Raw genomic sequence first — 12,693 nt, forward strand, 5'->3', positions numbered from 1 at the left:
AGCCATTCAGCCCAATTCACGCTCAAGCGTTTCAAGCTCGTCCATCGCAACCAAAAGCTCCTCTTCAATGGCGGCAATTTGTGATTTTAGTGCATTTTGCTCGTCCAGCTTCTCCAGCAAACGCTTTTTATTTGGCTCATCGTACAGCGAAGGTTCTGACAAATCATGCTCGATTGTCTGTAATTGCTCGCTGTGCTTTGTCAATTGCCCTTCAAGCGTGCTGATTTGCTTGCGTAATGGTGCGGTTTGTTCACGGATTTGGGCATTTTTTTTGCGTCGCTCCTCCTTGCTTAGCCCATCACCCTTGGGTGGCAAATCAGCGGTTGGTTGCTGCTTTATCACTGGCTGGGCATCTTGGGCATTTTGATGAGCTTGGCGAGCTTTTTTTAGATGCGTGCTATAATCGCTCATGTCTCCCTCAAAGACAGCCGCTCGCCCATCAGCCACCAACAGCAACTCATCACACACCGACAAGACCAAATCACGATCGTGCGACACCAAAATCAACGCACCTGAAAAATTTTGCAATGCCAACATCAAGGCATTACGCATCTGCAAATCCAAATGGTTGGTCGGCTCATCTAGCACCAAGACATTGGGTCGCTGCCACACAATCAACGCCAACATCAGCCTTGCTCGTTCACCACCAGAAAAGAACTTGCTTGGCGTATCAATTCGCTCTCCACGAAAATCAAAACTGCCCAAAAATGCACGCAATTTATCATCTGGCGTCTTGGCTGCAATGCGTCGCAATAGCAGCATTGGCGTGGCTTCATCGTCCAAACTGTCCATCTGATGCTGGTTAAAATACCCCAATTTGAGCGTCTGTGAGGATTTTTGCTCACCTGATAACAATGGCAACTCCCCCACCAATGCCTTGATGAGCGTTGATTTGCCTGCACCATTGGCACCCAAAATACCCAGTCGGCTGGCAGGCGTAATTTGTAAATTAACCCCTGTCAATAATGGCTTGCCCTGATAGCCAATGCTGGCATTATCAAGACAAATCAGCGGTGAAGACATCTGCTCTGGCTCATAAAAAGCAAATGAAAACTCACTATCAGCCATGACAGGACTTAGCTCGCTCATGCGGTCAAGCTGTTTGATGCGACTTTGGGCTTGTTTTGCTTTGGTTGCCTTGGCACGAAATCTACGGATATAATCTTGCAAATGCTCCTTGAGTGCTTGTTGCTTTTGGTAGGCTTGTTGCTGCTCGGCAAGTTGCCAAGCACGCATACGCACAAATTGGCTATAGTTGCCCGTATACAGCTTGATGCCGCCTTGCTCAATGTGCAAAATATGACCACAAACCGTGTCCAAAAAAGCCTGATCGTGGCTCACCACCAGCACCAAACCGTCAAACTTCAATAGCCATTCCTCAAGCCACAAAATAGCGTCCAAATCCAAATGGTTAGTCGGCTCATCTAGCAGCAACACCTCGGCTCGGTGCATGAGCGTGCGTGCCAAATTCAGTCGCATTCGCCAGCCACCAGAAAATGAAGCAACAAGCTCGGCGTGGTCAGATTCACGAAAGCCCAATCCCGCCAAGATGGTTGCCGCCTTGGCACGCGTGCGATAGCCATCAATCTCTTCATAACGCTGATATGCCACCGCGATTTGTTCTTCGTTCAGGCCTGCTTGCTGACCAAGCTGATTATCCAGCTCCCACCACTGGGCATCGCCAGACAGCACATAGTCCATCGCCGTCATATGCACCGCATGAATCTCTTGTGCCATGTGTGCAATCTGCCAAGTTGTCGGCAAATTCACCTCGCCAACATCGGTGCTGTGCTGCCCCAAAATGGTCGCAAACAAAGTGGATTTGCCCGTGCCATTTTTGCCCGTCAGGCCAATTTTTTGACCTTTGTGCAATTGCAAATTCACCCCATCAAACAGCAGCCGACCCTCTCGCCGCACTGCCACATTTTTAAACTCTATCATGAATCATCATCACCAAGGTGCAGTTTGTGCCATTGTAGCACATTTGATAATAGCCAAAAATCTAACAAAGACCGATTTTTGCCGAACCCATAATCAGTCATGAACAAGCTGTGCCAATAAGGCTTGCAGAGCAAGACCGCGATGGCTGATGGCATTTTTGGTGGATTTATCCAATTCGGCGGCTGATTTATTCAGCGTCGGCACAAAAAATAACGGATCATAGCCAAAGCCGCCCTCGCCACGAGGTGATGGCAAAATCTGCCCTTGCCAGCGACCGATGGCAATAACTGGCATCGGATCATCAGCGTGCTGCGCCAATGCCAAAGCACACACAAAAAATGCCTCTATCGGCACATCTGTGCGATAAGGCAACAGCTCATCGAGTAATTTTTGGTTATTGGCGGCATCATCACCATGCACGCCTGCATAGCGAGCTGAATAAATCCCCGGTGCATTGCCAAGCACAGGCACGCACAATCCAGAATCATCAGCAATCGCTGGCAGCCCACTGGCTTTGGCGGCATGGCGTGCTTTGATGATGGCATTTTCTACAAAACTGAGTCCATCTTCGACAGCGTCATCAATGCCCAAAGCCGCCTGATTGACGATGGTTAATTGTAAATTGGCACGATCAAACAATGCCTGAAACTCTGCCAATTTGCCTTGATTGTTGCTGGCAAGCACCCAGCGGTCATGCATCTGCATAAAAATCCTTAGTTAAGTTAATGATAAAAGCAAAATCCAATCATGGCTACAACGGCGACACCACTGCACTGATGGGCAGATGGTCAGATAAGTTTGACCATGGTATGCCTGCGTGTACCATCGCTGTCTGCACTGTCAAATTACGCACATAAATGCGATCTAGACTAAGTAGCGGCAGCTTGGCAGGAAAAGTGGCAGGATAAGCACCGTGTGCCTGCACAAATGCCTCATTTAAACCCAGTGATGACAGTGCTTGGCAGGATTTTTTTGACCAATCATTAAAATCACCCGCCAGCACCAATGGCACATCACTGGGCAGAGTCTGCACATACTTAGCAATCGCTTGGTACTGCTTTTGCCTATCACGGTGCAACAAATTCAAATGCACGCACAGCACCACCAATGCCGTCTGCCAGCCATCAGGATACACCTCGCAGTGCAGCACTCCGCGTTTTTCTAGGCGATTGACGGTGATATTCAGATTGTGCTTGGGGTCAAGTGGGTGCCGCGATAACACCGCATTGCCATGATGACCGTGCTGATATTCGGCATTTTTACCATAGCTGACTTGTGTGGATAAAAATTCGCCAAACCATTCATGCTGACCACAGTCGGGAAATTCAGCAAAATTCATCGCACGCTTAAGATTTTGCCCCTGCACTTCTTGCAAGCACAACACATCAGCATTGAGCTGCTGTAGGGCGTTTTTCATGCCATCGAGTCGCAGCCAGCGGTTGGTTGGCGACATACCTTTGTGGATATTATAACTGGTGATGGTGATGGCGTTCATCGTGATTGGTTACTGATGGTTGTTTTTGTTGGTTTGTCTGACAAATCATGTTGTTTAATTTGCTTGGCAAATATGGCGGCTTGGTAAGTCATCTGTCAACCTCGCCCAGCAAAACTTCCTGCCAAACAGATGCCATTATACCACAATTGCCAAAAGATAAGGCAGCCAACGCTTGCAAACAACCATCAGCAAGCATATTTTGCCAAAAATCACAAGCTGAGCCTCAAAGACCTTGCAAAATCACAAATCGCACGCATTTAGCTATTGATAGAATTTGGTTTAATTTGGTACACACCGCCCATCTAACAAAACACAAGGAATACGCATGACCGACACCATCAATCTAACTGGCAGCCCACTCAATGATAATCTGCACTTGGTTGATTTTGACAAGGCAACACCAGAGACACTACAGGCATTGACCGAGCAAGCACTGCACGCCGCCAGTTGTCAGCTTGATAATATTGAAGCACGCCAAGATACGCCCGATGTCGCTACGGCGTTTGCCATCATTTCGTCCTTTGATGATGCCACTGCTCAGATTTGGCGTCATTTTGGCATTTTGTCGCACCTAAACAGTGTCGCAAGCACCGATGATATTCGCCACGCCCACCATGCATTATTGCCAAAATTGTCCGCCTTTGGTACTCGCACAGGCCAATCAACCGCCCTGTATCAGCTATACCAGTTGGTGCATGATGAGTTTGACAAGCTGCCAGATGAGCTACGCCATGATGCCCAAAAGCGTGCGATTAATAAGGGATTGCAAGAATTTGTCTTGTCAGGCGTGGCTCTTGATGACGAGAAAAAAAGCAAATTTGCCGCCATCGAAAGCCAGCTGTCTGTCAGCTGTGCCAAATTTGCCGACAATATCATGGACGCCACTTATCATTTTGCCCGTCCACTAAAGCAAGATGAGCTGTCAGGCATCAGCAGCAATGGCTTGGCGTTATTAAAGGCGGCAGGCGATGCCTATCGTGCCAAAAACCCAAACGCCAGCTTGCCCAGCGATTATGTGGCGACATTGGATATGCCTTGCTACTTGGCGGTGATGGAATTTGCCGACAACCGAGCCTTGCGAGAGCAATTATATCACGCCTACAATACGCGTGCCTCTGACCAAAGCCCCGATACCACCGAGTTTGACAATGCTGACTTGATGGTTGAAATTCTCACACTACGCAAACAAAAAGCCGAACTGCTTGGCATGAGCAACTACAGCGAGTATTCATTGGCAACCAAAATGGCTGACAGCAGTGCAGAAATTGAGCAGTTTTTATTGCAACTGTCTGCTGCCGCCAAACCAAAAGCCATCGCCGAACTTGCCGAATTGGAACAAGCTGCCAAAAAGTTTGGGCTGGACAAATTGCAAGCATGGGATATTGCCTATTTAAGCCAAAAAATCCGCCAAGAAAAATTCAACCTAAGCAGCGATGCCTTGCGTCCTTATTTTCCTTTGCCTGTGGTGCTTGATGGCTTATTTGACATTTGCAAAAGTCTGTTTGGCATTCGCTTTGTGCAGGCGGATAAAGCACATTTTTCAGCATGGCATGATGATGTGCTGTTTTATACCCTGTATGATGACGACAGCGATACGCTCTTAGGCGGTGTGTATCTTGACTTGTTTGCTCGTGCAGGCAAGCAAGGCGGTGCGTGGCTTGATGATTTCCAAAAACGCCAAATCAAAGACGGTAACACGCGTCTGCCTGTGTGCTTTATTGTTGGCAACTTCGCCCCACCGCTTGGCGACAAGCCGAGCCTATTGTCCTTTGATGAGGTCAATACCCTATTCCACGAATTTGGACACGCCCTACATCATCTTTTGACTCAGATTGATGTTGCTGCCATCGCAGGCATTAATGGCGTTGAATGGGACGCTGTCGAGCTGCCAAGTCAGTTTATGGAAAATTTTGCCATCACAGATGTTGGCATTGGTAAAATCAGTCGCCATATTGACAGTGGCGAGACACTGCCTGCGGACAAAAAAGACGCTCTCATCGCCGCCAAAAATTTCCAAACAGGCTTACAAACCCTACGACAAATGGAATTTGGCTTATTTGATCTAAGGCTACACAGCCAGCAATCAGACACCAGCCTAAGCTACCAAGACATCTTGCAAACCGCCAACACCATTCGTGATGAAATTGCCGTCATTACCCCGCCTGCCTATCAGCGAATGGGCAACGGCTTTAGCCATATTTTTGCTGGCGGTTATGCTGCAGGTTATTATTCGTACATCTGGGCAGAGGTGCTGTCGGCGGATGCTTTTGGCAAGTTTGAAGAAGATGGCATTTATAATGCCAAAACTGGCAGAGCCTTTAGACAAGAAATTCTCGCACAAGGCAGCCTAAGGGACGCCAAAGACAATTATTTGGCATTCCGTGGTCGTGCCGCCACAACCGATGCTTTGTTAAGACATCGTGGGTTGGTGGAATAATTCCTTGTATCTTAGACTGGCACTGATATCAATCATGCCAGTCGGCTCGCACCAAGCATTAACAAACACTGAAAATTAAGATTTTATTATTAATAACCAACTGACTATTATGCGTTATCAATCCACTCGCCCAAAGCGACAATTTCTTGCTGGTGTCTCATGCCCCAGCTGTAACCACACTGATACCATTGTGCAGGTGCAAATCTTTATTCCCAGCTTTGATGAATACATCGAATGTATCAACTGCAATCACCAAGAAAGACGACCAAGCAAAGAGGACATCGCCACCATCAATCAGCCAGCCGACCAAAATGGTGTTGGTATTATTAAGTTTAAATAAATAGCGTCAGCTACTTCTGCCAATTTTCTTGATTGCAAGATAACGATGATGGTGTTATTGCAAATTGGCTGATATAATATCAACAAATGTTGCAATTTGGACAATGGATAATGTCAATCAATATTAACAATATTTTGTCATTCGTTGATGGCATGGCACAAGTTTTTATCCTAATAGGAGCCATGTTGATTGCTTTTGACGGTTTGCGTTTTGTGCGTAATTTATGCTTTCATTGGTGGAAAAATCGTCAAGTAACTTTCAAGCCAAGCCTCATAAAAGACTGGCACATGGATTACATTTCGCTACTTTACTTAATTATCGGACTGATTGTTCATACACTGCTGGCAGATTATGCAGTTGACTTTGATTATTTTCAAGTCATCATCAGTGCAGCACAAGGAATGGTGATAGCTCTGTTTGGCTATACGCTATTTCAGCTCATAAAAATGGTAAGACATAACCACCGCACAGGAAATAAATTATTGTTGCTCAATCATGAAAATAAGATGCTGCTTATAGATGGTGTAACTTGGCTCATGCTATGTGGCGTTATTTTGCTGATTTTTTTAAGGTGTCAGCAATAAAGATAATTTTACAGGCGGTGGGATTTGGCTAGATTACACGGTTTAACCAACAAAAGACAGTTAAGTAAATACCACCTTACAAACAACGCCCTAAAATAAACTCTGTTGCCCCACTAAAAATTCAGGTTTGGGTTTTATGCTAAATCCGAATTCTACCAAATAGCCTTTTAGGCTTTCAATATTATAAAAAGAATGGCTGTGGGTGGTGTTTTGAAAATAGAGATAAAGCCTATCAAATTCGCCTTTGTGTTGATTTAAGAGCGTTGCCAACTGCTTTAATTCCGCTTCACTATAACGATAATCGTGGCGAGCTTTGGCGGATTGGGCTTGCCACCAATTTTGGTTGCGTCCGTGCAATCGCAAATAAGCGGTGCGTTGGTTGGCGTAGAAATGAAAGGCAGGCAAGCCGATATTGGGCGGATAATCCACATTGCACCAAATCAAATTTGGCTTGCCGTGAAAATAGTCCAACACCGATGGCGTATGCCAACTGGCGTGGCGAAATTCAATCGCAAGGGGGAAATCGCCAAACCACGAAACCAGTTCCGCCAGATAGTAACGATTGGCGGTTGTCCGCTCAAACTCGGTGGGAAATTGCACAAATAAATTCGCCAAACAGCCCTGTTCACGCAAGGGGTGCAAAACTTTCAAAAATCCTACCGCTTGTTCGGCAGTTGCGGTGCGTTTATGGCTAAAATCTTGATGTAATTTCACCGAAAATTGCAACCGCCCTTCCGCTTTTTCGAGCATACCTTGCAACGCCTTCTCCCCAATCGGGGCGTGAAAGGTGCTGTTGATCTCAACGGTGTCGTAGTGCTGACTATAAACCGCCAAAAAATCCGCCTTATCCGTCCCAAACGGATAAAGCGTTCCGATTAAGTCTGTATCAGCATAACCGCCTGTGCCGAGGTGGATGTGGGGTGTGTGCATTAGTCTATTTATTTTTCTTTTAATAACGCAATAAGTGCTTTTAAGGAATCAATTTCATTTTGTTTTTGCTCCAATAAAAGATCCTTTGTTTTTAAAAGCTCTTCTTTATGAGAAATAATATTATCTTTTAATTGCAGTGCTAACTTTAATTTTTCTAATTCAATAACTGGGTTTTCTTGGACACCATAATAAACCGTATTATTGTCTGCGGTTTCGTTCATCATAAAATAAACACCATTATTGGCATTTTGCATAAATTCTAACACATCCATATTGAATAAGTTGGCAATTTGCTCTAATTTATCTAATGTCAGTTTAGTTTCCCCTCGTTCAATTTTGGCGTAACCATTTAAAGACATATGTAACTTTTCTGCCATTTCTTCTTGCGACCACTGATTAATTTCTCGCAATGCTCTAATTTTCTGATTGTATTCCATAGATACCTACTATTTGGTGAAATTTAACCACAAAAAGCGTAATTTTACCCACCTTTTGTAACTGGTTAAGTAAAATTGCAAACTCCACACCCCCTTGATCACTCATTCCAGTCTCAAATGAACAGTAATTCCAATTTAAAATGACCAGCCATTCCGATGAATGCTGATCATTTGATTTTGGCTTTTGTGAAATTAGTTGCTTAATGATTAATTGATAACGTGCGCCAATTTCTTACGCATGGATTCGCCAGTCAGGGTGATTGGATACGCTCGGTGAACTATACGATCAAGCACTGCATCAGCAATGGTTGCTTCTGGAAACAGTCCATGCCAACGCTCAATAGGGAATTGACTGGTGATGAGTAAACCGCCCACAGTGGATTGCTTATCTATAATATCCAGCAGCACAGGGCAGATTTGGGGCAGCAATTCACCAATACCGAAGTCGTCTATAATCAGTAAATCTACTTTGCAATATTTCTGCTTGGTTTTGGCAATGCTGCCATCAGCGATGGAGAGAATGATATCTTCATACAGATCAGCAGCTTGAACAAATAGCACTTTTCTTAAATTGCGACAAGCATGTATGCCTAAGGCACAAGCCAGCCAAGTTTTGCCTGTACCAGTTGCACCCATGATGATTGCGCTACGATGCCTATCCAACCACTCATCTTCTAATAAGTGCGATATACTATCAGGACTTAACCGTTTGCTGCTGTAGTCTATATCTTCAATTCTAGCTTTATTGTAGCGAAATTTGGCGTTTTTAACCAGCTTGTCAATGTGATTATTGTGCCTTTTGTTAATTTCATACTCCAACATACCATCAATCAGCTGCACTGTGCTAATTTGTGGATTGCTTGGTGTAAGATAATGTGTCTCGTAGTAATTGGCAGCATGGCTTAGTTTTAACTGCTTTAATTTTGTGACAATTGGATTGTTTGACATGGTTCTTCCCTATATTGCAATTTGGTTTAATTTATTAGCATAGTAGCTTGATCCACGGATGTTTTCATGTGGCTGTTTCGGAGCAAAGACCACATCCAACTCTTCCATACTTGGCATGAGTAGATGCTCGTTCTTTTGGTAAACTTTATTTTTAAATACTGAAATAATCCGATCAACCGCACAGATATTGAGTCTTTGCACATAGTCAAAGCCTTGTTCTATCTGTATATTTGGTACTTTATGTTCAAGTAAATATCGCTTTAACTGATTGAGTTTTCTAAGATTATTGGCGTAGCCAGTTTTATTATTTAGCAGCTTTTGGATAACAGCTGCGGCTTGTGAGCCAATGCTCTTAGCCCATGCCATCAACCGATCTGGTTGCATTTCATCTTGTAGCTGATGGTTTCTTGGCATATGCTCAGTAAGAATACTATTGCCTAAGGCAATGTATGGATGTTCAGCAATAAGCTCTCTATTTAGATATATTAATACTTTATTGCCTGCCACTTTAGCATCTACACGCTGTCCGATAAACTGATATGGCACCGAATAATTTGAATCACCTACGGTAATAGTATAGAACTCAGATACTTTTAGGCCGTAAGTCCAGTGGCAGACTTCGTATGGTGCGGCAGGTAGTGGGTTTAAGAACGGTTCATCTGTCTTTGTAAAGCTAACATAACGACTTTCTGGGTAGCGCCTAGTGGTTTTGGTGTTTAAAATCACAAGCTCTTCTTTGAGCACTTGGTTGAGCTCGTCAAGATCAAAAAACTTTCGGTTTCTTAATTTGGCTAAAATACCCATCTGCACAATGCGAACTACCAGCTCTGCCATGGATTTATCTTGAGGTTTTCTAGGTCTTGAAGGTAAAATGATAATATTATAATGATCAGCAAGTTCACTGTACGATGCGTTTAGCCGAATGCCTGTTTTATTATTGCTAATCACCGCAGATTTTAAATTGTCTGTAACCAACTTTAAGGGCACGCCACCAAAAAATTCAAACATACGAATATGACACAACTGCCAATCATCAATCTTTTGAGAAGCAACGGCAGTGCAATAGATATAACCAGATGCTGGTAATATGGCAACAAATATTTGGGCATTGATCATGATTTTGCCCATTTTCTCATCGTATATCGGTACAGTACGACCGCAGAAATCCACTTGCACCATATCGCCAGCTTTATAAACTTGCCTTTTGCTTGGTCTTACTGTTTTCTTATACTTGCGATATTGTTCACAAAACTGTGAATAGCCAATGCCATCTGGATGTGTCTTCTTGAACTCTTGCCACAATAACTCAAGTGTCATATCAGGGCGTGTCATCTCCTGATCTATATATGTCCAATCAGGATGCGGCTTAACTGGATTGATTTTATGTGGGTTATATGCTTTTTCCAGACCCAACAGTCTTCGCATCTCAATATCACTGACGGTGAGTAGTTCATCAATATCAACAATGCAGCCAGAATAAAGCTTTCGTATTTTGGCGACAGTTGTGGGTGAGATGCTCAGATGGAGAGCTATGGCTCGGTTGCTTAAGTCTTGATCAATTTGCCGTATGGCGGCACGGATAATTTTATTATCTATTTTCATAAGAAATCCTCAATGGTTAAATTAAAGAATATTTTTAACTTTTAAGGATTGCAAAGCCCTATAGCACTTGACAAATCAAGTACTAGCAGAGATAATAAAGATGTCAGCCCTCTAGCAGACAATCTTTATGAAGCACTATCAATTGGCGTTGATAGCGCTTTTTTGTTGCAATCGTGTTTATGTTGGCGTTTAATTCGCTATGACCAGTGCATAAGCTACCTCCCGTTATTCATTCGTTATTCATTCTTTCTACCAGTTATTAAAAAGACACGCAAAAAGCGTGCCCAATCTTATAAAGATGCAAGATGTATTGATCTGCTTATTTGTGAGTTGTAGGTGTTAATCGCAGATTCGCGACGGTTCTTTTCTTCGCTGATAAGTTTGGCAATAAAGCCTGACAATGACTGAAAATCATTGTCAGCTTGCTCTTTTGCCCAGTCTTTCAGGTATGTTGGTAGCTTTATGTTGCTTTGCGTGATTTTACGATTATGTTGGGCAGACATGAGATACTCCTAGCTGTAAAAAGTTACGACTGATTGCCTTATCATAAATGATTGATTTGCTACTGTCAAATAATTTTGTACCAATATATATTTTTTATTTTATTTACATGTACCATATTGTACCATAAATATAAAATAATGGTATACAATGTAGCAAAATTATATTAATTCTCACTCACTTTTTAGTATAATGAATTCATTTAAATCCAAAGGAGCTGTTATGGCTGGTGATATTCAGGTGAATCTACGCATCCCACCTGATCTGAAACAAAAACTCTTAGAACAAGCAGAGTTTAACGGACGCTCGCTTAATCTTGAAATGAATTATCGCCTGGTCAATTCATTCTCTACCCCTAATGACAGCTATGCAGACATCATCCAGAAGATGGATGAGATTGTCGCTCGTCATCATAAAACCAAGCGATTAAGCGCCATTAAAGAACGATTAAATATCGCTTTATTGGAATTGTGTAAAGTTCCGATGGTTAGGCAGCTTACCTCTGCACGCATCGCCTATGAATTGGGCTATGAGCGTGCCGATGAAGTGGTTCGCTGGTTTGAAGGTGATCTTGAACCCACCTTTACCCAGCTTGAACAGCTGGCAGATTATTTAGGCTGTGACGCCGCTTGGTTGATGTTTGATGAGGGCTGTCCATACCCTACTAAAAACAAAGACTTTAGCAATTTAAATACCGTCGAGGCGGTGGTTGAGTTTTGTTTTAAGCCAGAGGCGAGATTTGATGAGGTTCAAAAGGTTTCATTTATCCGAAATGACACTCACACAGGTGAGGTATTGATCATCAAGCAATTTGATCAAAAGCACGCTCAAGTCTATACCACCAACATCCATTTGAGCGATGTTGTCGGTGCCACGGGTGCCAGAATACAAGCTTTATTTGTACTGGCACTAAGAGCTATTTGCAAAAGCAATGAATACAAACATCGAGCCATGAGTTATGTATTTGACACGGAACGGTGCGAACAATTAAAACAAGGCATACAACATCCACTAAATCTGATGGCGCGCACCACCTTTATTCCATGGATGGATGATATTTGGGATCGGTACATGTATGAAAAACAAGATGCTAATTACTACTGGCAAGGTTATCAAGATTTGTGCTTTAGGGCGCAGACATATATCAATGAGGATGCTAGGTTGAGAACTTATTATGATTGATTCAAGTCGTGACAGTCAAAGGTTAGGCAAATATTCAAGATCGTCTAATGACCATCTAATCAGCAATTAAAGTTACCTGATTGTAACTGATGGATTTGATGATTGCAAGATTCTTTATTTAGATTTTATCATCATTTGATTTATCTTAAAAAATTAAATCATTTTTTAAATATTGTGATTATAAACAGAATTGCATAGTAACCATAGATGCTGATTAGTATCATAAAACAAGAAGTGATTCGAGTATGCAGAGTAACTTTTAAATAAAGTTAAAAAATAAAAATTAAATTTTTAAA

At 43.0% G+C, this 12,693-nt stretch carries 12 protein-coding genes; 4 read left to right on the forward strand and 8 right to left on the reverse strand.

The features are described 5' to 3' along the window. Positions 1-6: 6 nt before the first annotated feature. From EL162_RS02125 to EL162_RS02135, 3 genes are all read right to left on the reverse strand, one after another. Positions 7-1,941, reverse strand: coding sequence for an ABC-F family ATP-binding cassette domain-containing protein (locus EL162_RS02125; RefSeq protein ID WP_126329752.1), 1,935 nt, complete (start codon positions 1,939-1,941; stop codon positions 7-9). A 93-nt stretch (positions 1,942-2,034) separates the two neighbouring features. Beyond that, on the reverse strand, positions 2,035-2,646 hold the full coding sequence (gene rdgB / locus EL162_RS02130) for an RdgB/HAM1 family non-canonical purine NTP pyrophosphatase (RefSeq protein WP_126329754.1): 612 nt from the start codon (positions 2,644-2,646) through the stop codon (positions 2,035-2,037). Between the two features lie 46 nt (positions 2,647-2,692). Beyond that, positions 2,693-3,436, reverse strand: a complete 744-nt coding sequence (locus tag EL162_RS02135; protein ID WP_076554685.1) for an endonuclease/exonuclease/phosphatase family protein — start codon at positions 3,434-3,436, stop codon at positions 2,693-2,695. 325 nt (positions 3,437-3,761) lie between these two features. Between EL162_RS02135 and EL162_RS02140 the strand changes: the two genes are divergently transcribed. The 3 genes from EL162_RS02140 to EL162_RS02150 all read left to right on the forward strand — a co-directional run bounded on the left by EL162_RS02140 (position 3,762) and on the right by EL162_RS02150 (position 6,797). Beyond that, positions 3,762-5,873 (forward strand): M3 family metallopeptidase, encoded by a 2,112-nt coding sequence (locus tag EL162_RS02140; protein ID WP_126329756.1) that lies wholly within the window; start codon positions 3,762-3,764, stop codon positions 5,871-5,873. A 109-nt stretch (positions 5,874-5,982) separates the two neighbouring features. Continuing rightward, positions 5,983-6,213 (forward strand): YheV family putative metal-binding protein, encoded by a 231-nt coding sequence (locus EL162_RS02145; protein ID WP_126329758.1) that lies wholly within the window; start codon positions 5,983-5,985, stop codon positions 6,211-6,213. A gap of 110 nt (positions 6,214-6,323) precedes the next feature. Further along, a complete protein-coding gene (locus EL162_RS02150) occupies positions 6,324-6,797 on the forward strand; it encodes a hypothetical protein (protein ID WP_126329759.1) in 474 nt (157 codons plus the stop codon). Positions 6,798-6,887: 90 nt separating this feature from the next. Here EL162_RS02150 and EL162_RS02155 read toward each other — a convergent pair whose 3' ends face one another. From EL162_RS02155 to EL162_RS02175, 5 genes are all read right to left on the reverse strand, one after another. After that, on the reverse strand, positions 6,888-7,727 hold the full coding sequence (locus tag EL162_RS02155) for a DUF72 domain-containing protein (RefSeq protein ID WP_126329760.1): 840 nt from the start codon (positions 7,725-7,727) through the stop codon (positions 6,888-6,890). 8 nt (positions 7,728-7,735) lie between these two features. Then, the gene (locus tag EL162_RS02160) at positions 7,736-8,164 is read right to left on the reverse strand and encodes a helix-turn-helix domain-containing protein (protein WP_126329761.1); all 429 of its coding nucleotides are present in this window, start codon (positions 8,162-8,164) and stop codon (positions 7,736-7,738) included. Between the two features lie 207 nt (positions 8,165-8,371). Further along, entirely contained in the window at positions 8,372-9,112 is a 741-nt protein-coding gene (gene istB, locus EL162_RS02165) for an IS21-like element helper ATPase IstB (protein WP_126329763.1), read from the reverse strand. A 9-nt stretch (positions 9,113-9,121) separates the two neighbouring features. After that, positions 9,122-10,714: an IS21 family transposase gene (gene istA, locus EL162_RS02170; RefSeq protein ID WP_126329765.1), complete on the reverse strand. Its 1,593-nt coding sequence runs from the start codon at positions 10,712-10,714 to the stop codon at positions 9,122-9,124. A gap of 290 nt (positions 10,715-11,004) precedes the next feature. Continuing rightward, positions 11,005-11,217: a hypothetical protein gene (locus EL162_RS02175; protein ID WP_126329767.1), complete on the reverse strand. Its 213-nt coding sequence runs from the start codon at positions 11,215-11,217 to the stop codon at positions 11,005-11,007. Positions 11,218-11,437: 220 nt separating this feature from the next. On the opposite strand from EL162_RS02175, the gene EL162_RS02180 reads away from it, so the two are divergent. Beyond that, positions 11,438-12,397 (forward strand): Arc family DNA-binding protein, encoded by a 960-nt coding sequence (locus EL162_RS02180; RefSeq protein ID WP_170161396.1) that lies wholly within the window; start codon positions 11,438-11,440, stop codon positions 12,395-12,397. Positions 12,398-12,693 lie beyond the last annotated feature (296 nt).

It is taken from the genome of Moraxella cuniculi (assembly GCF_900637105.1).
GTDB classification, from domain to species: domain Bacteria; phylum Pseudomonadota; class Gammaproteobacteria; order Pseudomonadales; family Moraxellaceae; genus Moraxella; species Moraxella cuniculi.

Bases quoted from the DNA above. Each gene is read 5' to 3' on its own strand.
- EL162_RS02125 (WP_126329752.1), bottom strand. From the start codon at position 1,941: ATGATAGAGTTTAAAAATGTGGCAGTGCGGCGAGAGGGTCGGCTGCTG.
- rdgB (WP_126329754.1), bottom strand. From the start codon at position 2,646: ATGCAGATGCATGACCGCTGGGTGCTTGCCAGCAACAATCAAGGCAAA.
- EL162_RS02135 (WP_076554685.1), bottom strand. From the start codon at position 3,436: ATGAACGCCATCACCATCACCAGTTATAATATCCACAAAGGTATGTCG.
- EL162_RS02140 (WP_126329756.1), top strand. From the start codon at position 3,762: ATGACCGACACCATCAATCTAACTGGCAGCCCACTCAATGATAATCTG.
- EL162_RS02145 (WP_126329758.1), top strand. From the start codon at position 5,983: ATGCGTTATCAATCCACTCGCCCAAAGCGACAATTTCTTGCTGGTGTC.
- EL162_RS02150 (WP_126329759.1), top strand. From the start codon at position 6,324: ATGTCAATCAATATTAACAATATTTTGTCATTCGTTGATGGCATGGCA.
- EL162_RS02155 (WP_126329760.1), bottom strand. From the start codon at position 7,727: ATGCACACACCCCACATCCACCTCGGCACAGGCGGTTATGCTGATACA.
- EL162_RS02160 (WP_126329761.1), bottom strand. From the start codon at position 8,164: ATGGAATACAATCAGAAAATTAGAGCATTGCGAGAAATTAATCAGTGG.
- istB (WP_126329763.1), bottom strand. From the start codon at position 9,112: ATGTCAAACAATCCAATTGTCACAAAATTAAAGCAGTTAAAACTAAGC.
- istA (WP_126329765.1), bottom strand. From the start codon at position 10,714: ATGAAAATAGATAATAAAATTATCCGTGCCGCCATACGGCAAATTGAT.
- EL162_RS02175 (WP_126329767.1), bottom strand. From the start codon at position 11,217: ATGTCTGCCCAACATAATCGTAAAATCACGCAAAGCAACATAAAGCTA.
- EL162_RS02180 (WP_170161396.1), top strand. From the start codon at position 11,438: ATGGCTGGTGATATTCAGGTGAATCTACGCATCCCACCTGATCTGAAA.